At 67.9% G+C, this 15,259-nt stretch carries 17 protein-coding genes; 6 read left to right on the top strand and 11 right to left on the bottom strand.

The features are described 5' to 3' along the window. Positions 1–33: 33 nt before the first annotated feature. Complete coding sequence (locus KV110_RS10350) at positions 34–1,485, bottom strand: molybdopterin-dependent oxidoreductase (RefSeq protein ID WP_218475470.1); 1,452 nt, start codon at positions 1,483–1,485, stop codon at positions 34–36. A gap of 107 nt (positions 1,486–1,592) precedes the next feature. Next, positions 1,593–2,840, bottom strand: a complete 1,248-nt coding sequence (locus KV110_RS10345; RefSeq protein ID WP_246634449.1) for a phthiocerol/phthiodiolone dimycocerosyl transferase family protein — start codon at positions 2,838–2,840, stop codon at positions 1,593–1,595. Positions 2,841–2,926: 86 nt separating this feature from the next. On the opposite strand from KV110_RS10345, the gene KV110_RS10340 reads away from it, so the two are divergent. Continuing rightward, positions 2,927–3,535: a TenA family protein gene (locus tag KV110_RS10340; protein ID WP_218475469.1), complete on the top strand. Its 609-nt coding sequence runs from the start codon at positions 2,927–2,929 to the stop codon at positions 3,533–3,535. 33 nt (positions 3,536–3,568) lie between these two features. Here the strand turns inward: KV110_RS10340 and KV110_RS10335 are convergent, their stop codons facing one another. Next, positions 3,569–4,489, bottom strand: a complete 921-nt coding sequence (locus tag KV110_RS10335) for an NADP-dependent oxidoreductase (protein WP_218475467.1) — start codon at positions 4,487–4,489, stop codon at positions 3,569–3,571. A 151-nt stretch (positions 4,490–4,640) separates the two neighbouring features. Here KV110_RS10335 and KV110_RS10330 point away from each other — a divergent pair, with 151 nt between their 5' ends. Beyond that, positions 4,641–5,090: a DUF1707 domain-containing protein gene (locus KV110_RS10330; RefSeq protein WP_246634448.1), complete on the top strand. Its 450-nt coding sequence runs from the start codon at positions 4,641–4,643 to the stop codon at positions 5,088–5,090. Positions 5,091–5,148: 58 nt separating this feature from the next. Here KV110_RS10330 and KV110_RS10325 read toward each other — a convergent pair whose 3' ends face one another. Next, positions 5,149–6,540, bottom strand: coding sequence for a glycine--tRNA ligase (locus tag KV110_RS10325; RefSeq protein WP_281427759.1), 1,392 nt, complete (start codon positions 6,538–6,540; stop codon positions 5,149–5,151). 238 nt (positions 6,541–6,778) lie between these two features. On the opposite strand from KV110_RS10325, the gene KV110_RS10320 reads away from it, so the two are divergent. Then, positions 6,779–7,129 carry an ArsR/SmtB family transcription factor gene (locus KV110_RS10320; protein ID WP_218475464.1) on the top strand — a complete coding sequence of 117 codons (351 nt, stop codon included), beginning with the start codon at positions 6,779–6,781 and terminating at the stop codon, positions 7,127–7,129. Positions 7,130–7,132: 3 nt separating this feature from the next. Further along, positions 7,133–7,579: a Fur family transcriptional regulator gene (locus KV110_RS10315; protein WP_218475462.1), complete on the top strand. Its 447-nt coding sequence runs from the start codon at positions 7,133–7,135 to the stop codon at positions 7,577–7,579. A gap of 198 nt (positions 7,580–7,777) precedes the next feature. On the opposite strand, the gene KV110_RS10310 is transcribed toward KV110_RS10315, so the two are convergent. Further along, positions 7,778–8,752 (bottom strand): hypothetical protein, encoded by a 975-nt coding sequence (locus KV110_RS10310; protein ID WP_218475460.1) that lies wholly within the window; start codon positions 8,750–8,752, stop codon positions 7,778–7,780. A 102-nt stretch (positions 8,753–8,854) separates the two neighbouring features. Here KV110_RS10310 and KV110_RS10305 point away from each other — a divergent pair, with 102 nt between their 5' ends. After that, the gene (locus KV110_RS10305; protein WP_218475459.1) at positions 8,855–9,460 is read left to right on the top strand and encodes a TetR/AcrR family transcriptional regulator; all 606 of its coding nucleotides are present in this window, start codon (positions 8,855–8,857) and stop codon (positions 9,458–9,460) included. 37 nt (positions 9,461–9,497) lie between these two features. Here the strand turns inward: KV110_RS10305 and KV110_RS10300 are convergent, their stop codons facing one another. Then, a complete protein-coding gene (locus tag KV110_RS10300) occupies positions 9,498–9,773 on the bottom strand; it encodes a YggT family protein (RefSeq protein WP_218475457.1) in 276 nt (91 codons plus the stop codon). Between the two features lie 232 nt (positions 9,774–10,005). Between KV110_RS10300 and KV110_RS10295 the strand changes: the two genes are divergently transcribed. Beyond that, entirely contained in the window at positions 10,006–10,431 is a 426-nt protein-coding gene (locus tag KV110_RS10295; protein WP_218475456.1) for a hypothetical protein, read from the top strand. Between the two features lie 16 nt (positions 10,432–10,447). On the opposite strand, the gene KV110_RS10290 is transcribed toward KV110_RS10295, so the two are convergent. From KV110_RS10290 to KV110_RS10270, 5 genes are all read right to left on the bottom strand, one after another. Beyond that, a complete protein-coding gene (locus tag KV110_RS10290) occupies positions 10,448–11,380 on the bottom strand; it encodes an aminoglycoside phosphotransferase family protein (RefSeq protein ID WP_218475454.1) in 933 nt (310 codons plus the stop codon). A gap of 136 nt (positions 11,381–11,516) precedes the next feature. Then, on the bottom strand, positions 11,517–12,122 hold the full coding sequence (locus KV110_RS10285) for a response regulator transcription factor (RefSeq protein ID WP_218478325.1): 606 nt from the start codon (positions 12,120–12,122) through the stop codon (positions 11,517–11,519). A gap of 13 nt (positions 12,123–12,135) precedes the next feature. Beyond that, the gene (locus tag KV110_RS10280; protein ID WP_218475452.1) at positions 12,136–13,323 is read right to left on the bottom strand and encodes a sensor histidine kinase; all 1,188 of its coding nucleotides are present in this window, start codon (positions 13,321–13,323) and stop codon (positions 12,136–12,138) included. 159 nt (positions 13,324–13,482) lie between these two features. Next, the gene (locus tag KV110_RS10275; RefSeq protein ID WP_218475451.1) at positions 13,483–14,268 is read right to left on the bottom strand and encodes an ABC transporter permease; all 786 of its coding nucleotides are present in this window, start codon (positions 14,266–14,268) and stop codon (positions 13,483–13,485) included. A 1-nt stretch (position 14,269) separates the two neighbouring features. Beyond that, positions 14,270–15,220, bottom strand: coding sequence for an ABC transporter ATP-binding protein (locus tag KV110_RS10270; RefSeq protein ID WP_218475449.1), 951 nt, complete (start codon positions 15,218–15,220; stop codon positions 14,270–14,272). Positions 15,221–15,259 lie beyond the last annotated feature (39 nt).

The following is a 15,259-nucleotide window of genomic DNA, read 5'->3' as shown; positions in this document are numbered from 1 at the left end:
TAAGTGTGGGCGGTTGACTGCGCCGACTGTCGCTCAGACCTGCACGGTGACCGTATGGAAGCCCGACGGCCCGGTCGGGAACGGTGTGCGGTGCCGCCCCTGCTGAACCTCACCTGACCGGCTGATCGCCCTGGCCTGCACGGTGTGCTCCCCCGGTGGCAGTTCCACGGTGACACGCCAACGTCGCCAGGCCGCCGGGGCCAGCTCGGTGCCGAGATCGACTGGGCGCCAGTCACCTTCGCCGACCCGAACCTCGACCGCCTCGACACCGTGCGGCGGCGCCCACGCGACCCCGGCGATCGTCGTGGTGCCCGCGGCGGTCCGCCCCGGCGCGGTGACGTCGATGCGCGCCTGCGGCGTAACCCACAGCGGGCCCGCGGGCCAACCGCGCCGCCACCAGTAATCGACGTGACTGTCGTCGGTGAGCTCCAGCTCGCTGAGCCATTTCACGCCGGTGTACTGGCCGTAGAGGCCGGGCACGAAGACACGGGCCGGGAACCCGTGCGCGGGAGTCAACGGTTCACCGTTCATGCCGATCACCACGTAGCCCGGCCATTCACCCGATCGCAGCGGCTCGACCGGCAACGAAATCGTGTAGCCATCCACGGCTTTGGTGACCAGCCGGGTGGCCCCGGCTTCCGGGATGACGTGCTTCAACAGACCGGCCAGCGGTACCCCGTACCAGCGGCCGTTGCCCGCCCGGCACTCGCCGGGACGGTTGTGCACGCACACCATGACGGCGTCGAATTCCACCGCGTCCTCGGCCAAGTCGGCCAGCGACAAGCGCAGCGGATGGGCGACCTTCCCGGTGACCGACAGCCGCCAGTGGATCGGATCGATCCGGGGCGGGCGCAGATTGACGTCGGCGACATACATCCGGCGAGCGGCGGTGACCAGTGGCGACAAACCGGGCTCGTCCTCCAGGCCGTCCTCGGGGACAACGCCGAGCGCGCCCATCGGGCCGACTCGGCGAATGTCGTTGTCGTGCTTACGGTCCAGATCATGCTGCAACGTGTTCGCCGCGGCGAACATGCCGGCACCTGTTGCCGCCCAGGCCAATACGCCGAGCATGCCGCGCGGCCGCCTGCGCAGCCCGGCGGCGAGCACTCCCGCGGCCGCGACCGCACCGGCGACGGTGGATGTCGAGCGAGTCGGCAACCGCGTCCCCAACGCGGCCGCTCCCGCCCCGAACGCGGCCGCGGCGGGCGTGCGCAACCGTTCGGGCAACGCGCCGAGCCCGACGGTGGCCGCGAGCGCACCGGCACCGATGCCGAGCCGGGTGACGGCCTTGTCGTGCTCACCGGACATCGCGACGGTGGCCTCGACGACCGGCACCGGCATGACGTCGATCACCGCCCGCGCCAGGGTGTCGATGAGCGAACCGCCCCTGGTCGCGGCGATGGCTTCGCCGACCCCGAGCGCCGCCACACCGACCGCGGCCGCCCCGAGCCCACTACCGCGTCTCCGGTCTCCGTTTGTCAGCACCGCTGGCACACCCGCTTCCAACCCGATCGTCCGCTGTTACCCAGCATTCTGCCCGACCCCGTCAACCTGCCAGCCTGGTTTCCCCCGTGCTACGGCCCAGGTACGGGTCACTGACCGATCGTCTCGGCGGATAACGCGGTCAGCTCTTTGCGCACCGCGGCGAGCAGCCGGTCGGTGTCGGCACCACCGCCGAGCACGCCGACGGCCAGTTCGCCGTGAAAGGTGTAGACGAGGAAGGTGACCGCGGCGGAGGCGCCGACCGAGGGCCTCGGGTGGGCGGAGAGGTAGACGATTTCGTAGTCGGTGAACGCGAGTCCGGCGGGGGTACGAAACGACGGGACCGCGCCGGTATTGGTGACCGCGACGTGCCCGGCCAGCGAGTGAATTCGGCCGGGGCCGAAGAACTCAGGGAAGTGCAGCACCGACTGCTGCACGACGCCCTCGGCCAGGTCCTGGCGTAGTCGTTCGGAAATGCGTTGGGCCAGTTCGAGAACATTCCCCGAGGGATCGACATCGGCGCCGAACGAAGCCAGTCCGGCCATGTTCGTCCCCTCGGCGGGTGCGATCCGCGGGTCGAGGCGCGGGCGCATGTCCACCGGATACAAACAACCCAAGCGTGCCGGATCGCCTGTGACATGGGCGCTTTCGGACGCGTACGCGCGCAGCAGCGCGGCGGTGACCAACCCGTTGACGCTGACGCCCTCTTGGTGGCCGAGTCCGATGATTCGCGCCGTGGCCGCCCCGTCCAACCTTGTCCGTTCCGGCCGGGCGAGTGAGCTCGGTCCGGGGTCGCCAGCCGGGGCGACGCCCGCGCCTGTCGGCAATGGCCGCTGCACGTCCTCGAACCCGGACACCGGGCCAGCGGTAATGCCGCGCCGCGCCACATGCCATTCGAGCGACTGCGGATAGCTTTGCGGCACAACATCTATCGGCGTCGATTCGACGATATCGGTGTAGAAATCCCAGAACCGCGACAGCAGTTCGACGCAATGCCCGGCGTCGGCGATGCTGTGATGCGCGAACAGCGTGACCCGCCACCGACCCGAACCGGACGCCACCGCGTCCAGGTAAGCGAGCTGCGTCGCCGGGTCCACCAGCGTACCCGGCAACCCGACGGTCTCCACGTTACCTTTGGTCACCGACGCCCCGACACGCGAATCCCCTGGGCGCAGTAGATAACCCGTGCCTTCCGCGTCTTCCCCGATCCGGCAGGTCACCACCGGATACGCACGCTGAAGTGCGGCAAAAGCCGCTGTCAACACCTCCGCATCGAGGTCCCCCGACACCGACACCGACCGGCCCGTGTACGTGCCGTGCCGAACAAACCGCTGTTCCGACGGTGCCAGCACACGCACCACTTCATCCTCATCCCGCAACACACCGCAAGCGTGCGGTAACACCGGCGACGGCGCAAACCATCGGATGCGCAAGACTGGACGGCATGAGTCTCGCCGCGCATCTGGAAGAACTCGGCCGTCCCCTGGTCGAGCATCAGCTCGACCACCCCACCGTGGCCGGCATTGCCAAGGGCGACTTGGCGGAGCCGATCTTCCGGTCCTGGCTCGAGCAGGATTACCTCTTCCTGCTCGACTACGTCCGGGTGTTCAGCCGCTTGGCCTGGCAGGCCCCTTCGGCACACCTCGGCGACCTGGTGGATCTGGCGCACGCCACCTATCACGACGAGCTGGCACTGCACCGCTCGCTCGCCGCGGAGTTCGGCGCCGACCTCGACGGTGCCACCAAAGGTGTTGCCTGCGAGGCGTATACGTCGTTCCTACTCGACTCGGCCGCCACCTACGCCGAGGGCCTTGCCGCGCTCTACCCGTGCATGTGGGGCTATTCCACCCTTGGCGCTCGTCTCGCCGAGAACCCGCCCGCCGAACCGCGCTACCGCCGCTGGGTCGACACCTACGCCGACCCGGGCTTCGCCGACCTCACCCGCCGCTGCGCGCAAATGATCGATGAAGCGGGCGCCGACCCGGCCCGCGCGGAGCAGCTGTTCCTGGAGGGCATGCGGCACGAACTCGCCTTCTGGGACGTACCCCGCTGAGGCGGCGCGAGAAAACAATGGAGGCAATGGAATTCAGGGGCGCAGGACGATCTTGCCGCGAGTATGCCGCTGCTCCAACTCCCGGTACGCTTCTTGCACTTTGTCGAGCGGGTAGGTAGCCGCGATCGGCACCTCGATGGTGCCCGCCGCGGCGAGGTCGGCCAACTCGGTCAGAATATCGATGGTCGCCGCGGCGGCATTGCCGTCCGCCTTGACGCCGTACTTCTCGACGGCCGCCCAGTTGATGATCGTATTGATCCGCTCGACCGGAACGCCGAGTTCGACGGCGATGTCCACGTAGTCGGCACCGTAGGTATCGATGAACGCGTCCACACCCTTCGGTGCCGCGGCCCGGAGCCTCTCGATCAGGCCGTCGCCGTAGGCGACGGGTGTCACGCCGACCTTCCGCAGCCAGTCGTGATTGGCGGCACTGGCAATGCCGATCACCTCGGCGCCTCGCGCGCGCAACAGCTGCACGGTGATCGAGCCGACACCCCCGGCCGCGCCGGAAACGACGACCGTGTCACCCTCGTTCGCCTCTACCGCTCGCATTGCCGCGAAAGCTGTTGTGCCCGCGACGAATAGCGCCCCGGCTACATCCCATTCCAGCCCAGTCGGTTTGGGCGTGACCTGATCAACGGGCACCACAACGTGCGTGGCGTGACTGGCCCTATTGTCGGTGAACCCGAGCACCTCGTCACCGACCTCGACACCACCGACGCCCGCACCGATCTCGACGATCCGCCCCGCGAAATCGGACCCTTGTCCGGACGGAAACGTCGCGGGCCACCGCTCGTGCAACGCTCCGGTGCGGATGTACGCCTCGCCGGGATTGATGCCCGCCGCGACCACCGCGACCACCACCTGCCCCGGCCCCGCGGTCGGCGTCGGCACCTCGACCACCTTCAATTCTTCGATCCCGCCGTACCGATCGAACTTCACCGCTCTTGCCATACCCCGCTCCTCACTTCGGTGACGTACCGCACATCGAGCGTCAACGGTCCACCTGGACCGGTTAATTCCCGCCGGGCGCAGTCGGAAACCTGTCGCACTACGACTGACTAATTGCGCGCACACCACGCGCAACCGTCCTACGCTGGCAGGCGTGGGAGTGGAGCATGTGCGGGCGTCTGACGCGGACCGCGAGAAGATCGTCGAACAACTACGGCGCGCGATGAACGAGGGCAGGTTGACCCTGCACGAGTACGACGATCGACTCCAGCAGGTCTACGCCGCGAAGACCTATGGCGAACTGACTCCACTGCTGTCGGATCTTCCCACCCATCGTGTCAAGCACCCCAGGGAGTCGCCGCGCATACCGCAGTGGGTGGTCATCATGTGGATCCCGTGGGTCTTCGTGAGTCTGCTGTGCCTGCTGATCTGGCTGGCCACCGGCGCGGGTTACTTCTGGCCGTTCTGGGTGGCGGTGCCGTGGGGCATGGCGCTGCTCATTCCGACGGCGATCGGAATCACGATGCGCGGCAATGGTTCCGGGCCGGAGAGTCCACCGACTCCGCCTAGTCCACCGCTCCCACCGCTGCCGCCGAAGCACTGAACGGCGAACGACCCGCACCGATCACTCGGTGCGAGTCGTTCGGTTGATCCTCGAACCCTCAGGCCCCCAGCAGATGCTGAGCCAGGTACCCCTCGACCTTGTCGAGCGCGATCCGCTCCTGCGCCATCGAATCCCGTTCGCGGATGGTCACCGCCTGATCGTCCAGGGTGTCGAAGTCGACGGTGATGCAGAACGGGGTGCCGATCTCGTCCTGGCGACGGTAGCGGCGGCCGATCGCGCCCGCGTCGTCGAATTCCACGTTCCAGTTCCGGCGCAGTTGCGCCGCAAGGTCTTTCGCCTTCGGCGTCAGATCCGCGTTACGCGACAACGGCAGCACGGCCGCCTTGACCGGGGCGAGCCTGCGGTCCAGCCGCAGCACCGTGCGAGTGTCCACGCCGCCCTTGGCATTGGGCGCCTCGTCCTCGGCGTAGGCATCGACCAGGAACGCCATCAGCGAGCGGGTCAGGCCGGCCGCGGGCTCGATGACGTAGGGCACGTAGCGCTCGTTGGTGGTCTGGTCGAAGAAGCTGAGTTCGGTGCCCGAGTGCTCGGAGTGCGTCTTGAGGTCGAAGTCGGTGCGGTTCGCGACACCCTCCAGCTCACCCCACTCGTTGCCCTGGAAGCCGAAGCGGTACTCGATGTCGGTGGTGCCCGCCGAGTAGTGCGACAGCTTTTCCTTCGGGTGTTCGTAGAGCCGCAGGTTGTCCGGGTCGATGCCGAGGTCGGTGTACCAGGAGAAGCGGGTCTCGATCCAGTACTTGTGCCATTCCGCGTCTTCGCCCGGCTTGACGAAGAATTCCATCTCCATCTGCTCGAACTCGCGGGTGCGGAAGATGAAGTTGCCCGGGGTGATCTCGTTGCGGAAGCTCTTGCCGATCTGGGCGATGCCGAACGGCGGCTTCTTGCGCGCGGTGGTCATCACGTTGGCGAAGTTGACAAAGATGCCCTGCGCGGTTTCGGGCCGCAGGTAGTGCATGCCCTCCTCGGACTCGATCGGGCCGAGGTAGGTCTTGAGCATCATGTTGAAGTCGCGCGGTTCGGTCCACTTGCCGACGGTGCCGCAGTTCGGGCAGGCGAGCACCTCCATCGAGACGCTGTCCGGGTCATCGATCTTGTGCTTGAGCGCGTAGGCCTCCTGCAGGTGGTCCTGCCGGAAGCGGTGGTGGCAGTTCAGGCACTCCACCAACGGATCGTTGAACACGCCGACGTGGCCCGAGGCCACCCACACCTGACGCGGCAGAATCACCGACGAGTCGAGGCCGACAATGTCTTCCCGGCTGGTGACCATGGAACGCCACCACTGCCGCTTGATGTTCTCCTTGAGCTCGACACCCAGCGGACCGTAGTCCCACGCCGATTTGGTGCCTCCGTAGATCTCACCGCTCGGGTACACCAGACCCCGGCGCTTGGCGAGGTTGGCAACGGTGTCCACCTTCGACTTGGGTGCCACTCGAGAATTCTCCATCCACTACGAGTCGGATTCGTCGGTTCGATTCGATTGGATGCATCCCATCGGGTTGGGCATATCCAATCGGTCGGACACAGCCTATCGGCCCTGCCCAACCTAGTTTCCACCGCACGGGCAACCTCCGGCACGGCGCGACTTCGAGCCCGGCACGGCGCGCCCGTTTGACATGCGCAACTGTGCATATCAAAATGGGATCGCTTTCCAATAAGGAGTTGGTGCCATGACCGCCGGAACCGCCACCGCCCATCCGCACAATCCGTACCGCTCGCCCGCACCGGCGCCGGTGCCCGCGCGGACCGTCCTGGAGGACGCGGGCGAGCTGCTGCGCGCCCTGGCCGCACCGGTCCGCATCGCCATTGTGCTGCAACTGCGCGAGTCGCCGCGCTGTGTGCACGAGTTGGTGGACGCGCTCGGTGTCACCCAACCGCTGGTGAGCCAGCATCTGCGCATCCTCAAGTCCGCGGGCGTCGTACACGGCGAGCGGTCGGGTCGCGAGGTGCTCTACGAACTCGTCGACGACCATCTCGCCCATATTGTTGTCGACGCCGTCGCGCACGCCGAGGAAGGGTGATTCGTGCCAGAGAACACGGTCGTTCCGCAGAAGCCGGTCGGCATCCGCAGTACCAGACAGCGCAGTGCGATCGCCGCGCTGCTCGGTGACATCGAGGAGTTCCGTTCCGCTCAGGAGTTGCACGACGAGTTGCGCAAGCGCGGCGAGGGCATCGGCCTGACGACGGTCTATCGCACCCTGCAGTCGCTGGCCGACGCGGGCATGGTCGACGTGCTGCGCACCGACACCGGCGAATCCGTCTACCGGCAGTGCTCCACCGGGCACCATCACCATCTGGTCTGTCGGCGCTGCGGGCGCACCGTGGAGGTGGAGGGACCGACGGTCGAGGCCTGGGCGGGCGCCATCGCGAACGAGCACGGATTCACCGAGGTGAGTCACACCATGGAGGTGTTCGGCACCTGTCAGTCGTGTGCGTCGGCAGGTAATGGCGACGGCCGGACGCCCCTGTAATCAACCATCTTTCGACTGAGGCAGGGTAACGCGCACCGGCCCGCACATTCGCCGTCAACTGATTCGAGCGCCCTCGCTGGCGCAGCCCGAGCCGCACACCTCTCGGGTCCCGGCATCCGAATGCATGTGCCGGAAATCAAGAAGTGTGCGGCTTTGACGATAAGGGTCCGGGTCTTCCGGCGCCCGCCCTCGGGCGGGTCAGCTTGCGGTGACGGGAACCCGTGCCGCAGCGGGGGTTTCGTCGGTACGGCGGTCGCGCAGCGCGCCGATTCCGAGCAGAACAAGCGCCGCGGCAGCCCAAATCACCAGCACCACAAGCGGACCCGCGGCTCCCGCACCGTCGAAGAACGCGACCGAGCGCAGTAGCGAGGCAGCCGCGCCGGGCGGGAGGAGCTGACCGATGGCGCCCCACGGCTGCGGAAGCAGTTCCGGTGCCGAGGTGGCGGCGGAGAACGGGTTGCCGATGAGCAGCATGGTCAACGCGGCCAGACCGATGCCCGCCCGGCCGATTGCGGCGCCGAGGCCGACCACCGTGCCCGCGACGGCGAACGAGACCAGTGCGGCGACAGCGGACAGTTCGAGGTAGGACCCCGGCACCACCGACATCCAGCCGTGGATGATCTCCATGCTCAGCAGACCTCCCACGACACCGAACGTGGTCAGCCCCAAGACTTTCCCGCCGATGGTCGGGATGAGCAGGCTGAGCAGCACGCCCGCCGCGATTCCCGCCATCACCAGCGGCAACACCATGGCGCCGAACGCGGTGCCACGCGGGTCATCGGAGTCTGCGGCCACCACATCGTCCACCCGCGCGGCCGGTACGCCGGACAGCTGCTGGCCGATCTGCGTGAGTTGTTGCGCGACAGCGGGACTCGCGGCCGAAGCGATCAGCACCCGCGGCTGGCCCGCACCGGTGACGATCGCGCCGTACACCTCCCGGTTCTCGATCGCGGTGCGGGCCGCCGCCTCGTCGGCCGGCCGAGAGATCTCGAAGGCTCCGGGACTGTGCTCGGCCAGGCGGCCGACAATCATCTCGGCCTGCGGCCCGGCGACGGCGATGGGCACGTCGCGTGGGGCGATATTGGCGGCCGGCCAGGCGAAGGCGATCAGCATCAGCGCCTGAATCAGGGCGGCCCCGACGCCGACGGCGAGCGCTCGCTGCGTGATGTTCATGACGTTCTCCGTAAATCGAATGTTCGTTCTCTTTCGACGAAATCAACGGTCGCACGCACTCAGAAGGTTGTCAAGAACGGATGTTCGTTTTACTTTGTAAGCATGCCCAAAGTCAGCGAAGAACACCTGGAACGCCGCAGGCAGCAGATCCTCGATGCCGCGCGCCTGTGCTTCGCCCGCAAGGGCTTCCACGAGACCTCCATGCAGGACGTCTTCGCGGAATCCGGCTTGTCGGCCGGGGCGGTCTACCGCTACTTCAAGAGCAAGAACGACCTGATCGCGGCGCTGGCCGCGCAGACGACGGTCGGCTTGCGGGTACGGATGACCGAGCTGATCAGCGCCGATCCGCTGCCAACGCCGGACCTGCTGGTCCGCGCGCTCGCCGAGCACATGGTCGCGCACAGCGGACCCGATGGCACGGTACGGCTGGCCCCGCAGGCGTGGGCACTGGCCCTGGTGCACCCCGAAGCGGCGGAATACGTCAAGGAGGCCATCCTCGGCGTCCGCGGACGCTGGTACGAATACACCGAACGCATGCGCGACGAAGGCTGGTTGCCCGCCGACACGGATGTGCACGCGGTCTCGACCGCCATCATGGGCGTGCTCCCCGGATTCATGTTGCAACACTTGATAATCGGCGACATCGACCCGGAAACCCTGGCCCGCGGCATCCGCGCGCTGCTCCCCTACGGGCCCTCAGCCACCTGACGCTCGGCACTATCCAGCCAGGGATGGTCGGCCGCGGTCAGAGGCTGAAGGCAACCGCACGCAGAATCAACGCGACCACGAAGACCGCGGTGAAGGCCAGGTCGATCGACATGCCGCCCGCGCGAACCGGCTGTAGCACCTTCCGGACCGGCGCGATCACCGGCTCGGTCGCGGCGTACGACAGGGCGCGGGGCCGGTCCGCCCAGGACGGGTTCTTGCCGAGCACCGCCATCCAGTCGAACACCATCCGAGCGAGCAGCAACAAGACGAACACTGTCAACGCGTACCCGAGCAGGGTGCCGATGAGGCTCATGCCGAACTCCTTCGTGGTGGCCGGATTGGCCTTCTTACCACTCTCAACGCCGGAGACCAGGCAAAAGTGTCGTGTTTGCCGGGTTCTCAGCCGACTATCAGTCGGAGCCACCCGGCCCAAGAAACTACCGGCAGTCCGATCCGCGCCGGGGCATTGATCTCCGGCATCGCCTGTGCAAGTGTCGGGCGTACCCCCGCTCAGGGGAAAGCCGTTGCCGGAAGGGGAATTTGCCGTGTTCGTTCCGAAGAAGGCCGCTGCCGCGGTGACCACGCTCGGCGCGTTGACCGCCGCGATCGCACTCGCCGCGCCCACTGCGACAGCTGCGGTCACCCGCATCGATGTCGCGCCCGGCCTGAGTTTCGGTAGCTCCGGTTCGTACGGAACCGGCTGCTCCTACACGGTCACCGCGACCGCGCGGCCCGGTGTCGCGGTGGTCTTCCTCGACGAGGTCGACGGGAACCGGACCGACACCACGTTCAAGCCGGTCGGCCCGGTCACGGACGCGTCCGGCAAGGCGAGCACCACCTGGACCCCTGCCAAGAAGGGCGAGCACAAGATCTGGGCGGCCGAGTACGTCCAGGGCGAGACCTACTTCCTCACCTCGGTGACCGTCGGGACCGGCATCAGTACCGGTCCCGCGTGCGTCGTGCTGCCGTAGTCAGGGCAGACCGACCTCAGCGCAGCCTGGAGTCGAGCAGGATGGTCGCGATGGTGACCTGGGCCGGGTCGAGGGCGGTGTGGCCGTCCTCGACGTCCCAGTGCGCGTTCTGCAGCACGCGACCCAGCGTCCAGCCCGCCGCCCGGCGCCGGTCGAGGCCGAGCACCTCGGTGAGCAGGTCGAAGCGGTAGCGCACGGCCCGCGCCGTGTCGCCGGTGGCCACCATCTCTTCCCAGCGATTACCCAACGCGGGCAGCAGTTCGAAGCCAGGATCGCCCGCGAGCGGCTTCGGATCGATGGCCAGCCATGGTTCTCGCTCGGCCGCGAGAATGTTGTCGAAATGCAGGTCCCAGTGCAGCAACCGGTCGCCGGGTTCATCGACCAGTTCGGCGACGGCGGATGCACAGGTGCGAACCAGCAGCCGCTCGGCCGGATCGGGCAACGCCGCCAGGGTGCGGGGCACTTGATCGAGCATGGCCGCGGCGATATCGGCCAGTTGCCGCAGCCCGGTTGGTGCGGGGACCGCGACCAAGCGGGCCAGTAGCTCCGCGAGAATCCGCACTGCGGCGCGGTCGTCGGTCACCGAAGACAGTGGACGGGCCGCATCCAGCCGTTCCAGTAGCAACGTGCCGGTGTCCGGATCATGGTCGAGCAGGCGCACCGCGCCGTCGCCGTTCCAGCCGCGCAGGCCAAGCGGCTCGCCGACGTTCTCCTCGTTGACCGGCTGTAGTTTCAACGCGGCGGGCGTCCCGTCCGCCTTGATCACCGGCAGCACCAGCGACACCATGCCGTGCCGTGCCGGACCATCCAGGCGCAACGCCCAGCGGTCGAGGAAGCCCGCGGCCAGGCCGGGCAACGCCGCGATCCAGGCACGACCGGATGCACCGTCGTGTGCGCTGTGTGACGCCGCCAAGGCGTCGGGGACGTCGATGCGGATCGACGTGCTCATCGTCAAATCTCCTTCGTAGGTTCCGAATGTGGACACGAAGGAGGCGAGGTGGTGCCCGGCCGCCGGGCTGGGGTCAACGCATGCCGGCCACCTTAGTCGACCACGATCATTGTGCGGGAGCCTGTCGGCGCCGCGTTCAGAGCCAGCCGAGACGTTCGGCCGCGCGGACGGCTTCGGCGCGGGTGGTGCTGCCGGTCTTGCCGATGGCGGACGAAAGATGGTTGCGCACAGTGCCTTCCGAGAGGTGCAGCCGTTTGGCGATGGCGCCCGTGGTCGCGCCGTCGGACGCGGCGGCCAGGACCTCGCGTTCGCGTTCGGTCAGCGGGGAGGTGCCCGCGGTGAGGGTTTCGGCGGCCAGCGCGGGATCGACCACCCGCAGACCCAGCTGGACGCGGCGGACCGCGTCGGCCAATTCCCTTGCCGGGGTGTCCTTGACGACGAAACCGCTGGCGCCCGCGTCGATGGCACGGCGCAGGTAGCCGGGCCTGCCGAAGGTGGTCACCATCAGGATGCGCAGCTCGGGGTGGGCGGCGCGCAGTTGCGCGGCGACGGCGATGCCGTCCATGCCGGGCATTTCCACATCCAGCAGCACCACATCGGGATTCGTGCGGTCGACCGCGTCGAGCACCTCGTCGCCGCGACCGACCTCACCGACCACCTCCAGGTCGGATTCCAGTCCGAGCAACGCCGCGAGCGCGCCACGCACCAGCGCCTGGTCGTCGGCGAGCAACAGCCGGATCATCACGCCCACTTCCTTATTCGGGGACAATGGCACGAACACGTACTCCCCCGCACTCCGGCACGGACAGCGTCAACGTGCCACCCGCGGCCATGACCCGGGCGCGGAGACCGGCGAGCCCCGAGCCGGACGCCGCACTCGCACCGAGCCCACGGCCGTCGTCGACCACCTCGATGCTCGACGCGGTGACCGTCACCGTGCAGTGCCGGGCGGCACTGTGCCGGATCACATTGGTGATCGCCTCGCGCAGGACCCAGCCGAACAACTCACTGTGCGGTGTATCGGGCAGCTGCCCGACCGTAGGCAGATCGGCGGCGATATCCGCGGCAGCCAGTGCGGTCCGCGCGTTGGCCAGTTCGCCACGCAGCGAGACCTCGCGCAGACCGCCGACGGTATCGCGGACCCCGGCCAGTGCCTCCCGGGCGAGCCGCTCGATATCGGCGAGCTCGGCCTTCGCCCGTCCCAGATCGACGTCGACGAGTCGTTGCGCCAGCTCGGTCTTCACCGTGATCACCGTGAGCGAGTGGCCGAGGATGTCGTGCACGTCGCGGGCCACCCGGTTGCGTTCCTCCACGATGTCGAGTTCGGCGCGTTGCCGCCGGGCCAGCTCCGCGAGCCGTTCGCCGCGCAGTCCCAGCTGCCTGGCCACCCAGATCGCCACCGGGACGAAGGCCAGGTAAAACGGCATATCGGCGAGTTGCCGACCGGGCATGAGCACCGGAAGGAGCAGCATCGCGGCCATCACCGCGACGACCACGTATCCGGATTCCCGCAGCGGAAGATTGACGATCGCGACCACCGCGATATAGATCACCGTGGGCAGCGCGATAGGTCCGAGCAGCACCACCAACGCCACATGCAGCGCGGTCAGCGCCGCGAGCGTGAGCCAAATCCGCCGATCGATCGGCCGCTCCACCATGAGCGCGCGCGGACCGGGCCGACGGAAGAGCAGGAAGGACCCGACGATGAGCGTCGCGAACGCGGCCAGGCACGCCGTCGCCAGACCGGCGGTCACCAGCTCGCCCCGCGACCATCGCTGCACGATCGGCGCGACCAACCAGACCAGCCACACCACCGCGACAAGCGTGCCGAACCAGCCGCGCCGTCTGGGATTCACCGACACCGACTGGTCTTCGAGCACGCGGTCGATCAGGCCGGAAACGCCGCCCGCGCGCAGCGACGCCAGCCCAGAACTCACGCCCATCCGACGCCCCTGAGCGGCGACGGATCGCGGGGGAAGCTACGCGCGCCGTCGTTGATCACGAGGACCGACGGTACCGAACCCCGCTCGGGCCGGATCACCCCCGCGGCACGGCCGTCCACCCCGCGAACAGGACGGCCGCGCCGCGGCGCACCTGGTAACTCAGCGGGCAGTGTCACGACGGAACAGGATCGCCGAGCCGCCGACGAACACCGCGGCCCAGACCACGACATTGAGCACCGCGAGCGCGATCGACCCGGCGCTGGTGTCACCGAACGGCATTCGGGACAGCGTGGCGACCCCGTTGGTGGGAAACACCTTCGACACCGTGTCGAACCAGCCGTGCAGCGGAATGAACAGACCGCCAGCGAAGGACAGCACGGCGAGCACCGGCCCGAGCAGTTGCATCACGTTCTCCGACGGCAGCAGGTAGCCGACGAACAGGCCGAATGCCGCGAAAACCAGCGAGGTCAGCCAGGCGAGCAGGAAGCAGCCGACCCAGGCGACCGGCGTGAGGTGGGCGCCGAGCACCCCACCGACTACGAACACCGCGCTGACCGAAACCAGCCCGAGCACCATCGCGACGGCGACCTTGGTGGCGATGTAGGCGACCGGATGCAGTGGGGTGAGCCGCAATTGGCGACTCCAGCCCTGGGCGCGTTCGATCGCCACCATGGCGCCGCCGCTGGTGGTGGCCAGCAGCGCGCCGTAGACCGCCATCGACACCATGACGTAGCCGGTCACGTTGCCGGAGCCGAAAGACTGTGTCCGGAAATCGGATTGCAGGCCGAAGATGACGAAGAACAGCGGCGGAATGAGCAGCGTGAAGATCATCGTGCGGCGATTGCGCAGCATGCGGCGCAGTTCCAGGCGCAGGAAGCCGAGACTGAAGCCGCCCAACGGCGTGGGCTGATGCCGGGCCGAAGCCGACGGGGCAAGTGTTGTCATGTCAGTTTTCTCCGGTGGTGAGCGCGAGAAACGCGGATTCGAGATTGTGCGAGGTGATTTCGAGGTCGGTAGCGCTGGTCTCGGTGAGCAGGTAGCGTGCCACCGCGTCGGAGTCCTTGGTGTGCACGACGATTCGCTCGCCACGCACCTCCACCTCATCGACGCCTGGGAGATCATGCAGACCGGTGGGCACACCACCGGACAGGGTGGCGCTGACCGCGCGGCCCGCCGCCAAGTTCTTGATCTCGGCGGCGCTGCCGTCCGCGACCACCCGGCCCGCCCGGACCAGCACGATCCGGTCGGCATAGGCATCGGCCTCGTCCAGGTAGTGGGTGGCGAACAGGACGGTGCGGCCGCGCTGGGAGTCCTCCCGCATGGCGTTCCAGAAGTCCCTGCGGCCTTCGACGTCCATGCCGGTGGTCGGTTCGTCGAGCACGATGAGGTCGGGATTCGGCAGCAACGCGAGCGCGAAGCGCAGCCGCTGCCGCTGCCCGCCCGAGCACTTGCCGACCATGCGGCCCGCGATCTCGGCGAGGCCCGCGCGGGACAGCACCTCCTCGACCGGACGCGGATTCACGTGCAGACTGGCCACCAGCCGCACGGTCTCGGCGACGGTGAGGTCGGGCAGCAGCCCGCCGGACTGCAATACCGCCGAAATCCGGCCTACCGCAAGTGCTTCCGCCGGTGTGCCGCCGAACACCGCGACGCTGCCCGAATCCGGCGCCGCCAAGCCAAGCACCATGTCGAGGGTGGTGGTCTTGCCCGCGCCGTTGGGCCCGAGGAACGCGACGATCTCGCCCGGTTCGATGACGAGGTCGAGTCCGTCGACGGCCCGCACCGTGCCACCGCCCGGCACCGGAAAGCTCTTACGCAGATCGCGCAGTTCGATCGCGGGCGTCGCCGAACCGCCAGCCGCGGCGAAGACGGCCGCGGTCGTCAGTGCTGATGTCATGGGACAACCGTCGCGCATCCACGCCAGGAAACCCCGGCA

Origin of the sequence: Nocardia iowensis, assembly GCF_019222765.1 — a bacterium.
GTDB lineage: Bacteria > Actinomycetota > Actinomycetes > Mycobacteriales > Mycobacteriaceae > Nocardia > Nocardia iowensis.
Note: the sequence above shows the minus strand (reverse complement) of the source record. Positions and strands in the feature narration are given on the sequence as shown.

Bases quoted from the DNA above. Each gene is read 5' to 3' on its own strand.
- KV110_RS10340 (WP_218475469.1), top strand. From the start codon at position 2,927: ATGAGTCTCGCCGCGCATCTGGAAGAACTCGGCCGTCCCCTGGTCGAG.
- KV110_RS10335 (WP_218475467.1), bottom strand. From the start codon at position 4,489: ATGGCAAGAGCGGTGAAGTTCGATCGGTACGGCGGGATCGAAGAATTG.
- KV110_RS10320 (WP_218475464.1), top strand. From the start codon at position 6,779: ATGACCGCCGGAACCGCCACCGCCCATCCGCACAATCCGTACCGCTCG.
- KV110_RS10310 (WP_218475460.1), bottom strand. From the start codon at position 8,752: ATGAACATCACGCAGCGAGCGCTCGCCGTCGGCGTCGGGGCCGCCCTG.
- KV110_RS10305 (WP_218475459.1), top strand. From the start codon at position 8,855: ATGCCCAAAGTCAGCGAAGAACACCTGGAACGCCGCAGGCAGCAGATC.
- KV110_RS10300 (WP_218475457.1), bottom strand. From the start codon at position 9,773: ATGAGCCTCATCGGCACCCTGCTCGGGTACGCGTTGACAGTGTTCGTC.
- KV110_RS10290 (WP_218475454.1), bottom strand. From the start codon at position 11,380: ATGAGCACGTCGATCCGCATCGACGTCCCCGACGCCTTGGCGGCGTCA.
- KV110_RS10285 (WP_218478325.1), bottom strand. From the start codon at position 12,122: ATGATCCGGCTGTTGCTCGCCGACGACCAGGCGCTGGTGCGTGGCGCG.
- KV110_RS10280 (WP_218475452.1), bottom strand. From the start codon at position 13,323: ATGGGCGTGAGTTCTGGGCTGGCGTCGCTGCGCGCGGGCGGCGTTTCC.
- KV110_RS10275 (WP_218475451.1), bottom strand. From the start codon at position 14,268: ATGACAACACTTGCCCCGTCGGCTTCGGCCCGGCATCAGCCCACGCCG.
- KV110_RS10270 (WP_218475449.1), bottom strand. From the start codon at position 15,220: ATGACATCAGCACTGACGACCGCGGCCGTCTTCGCCGCGGCTGGCGGT.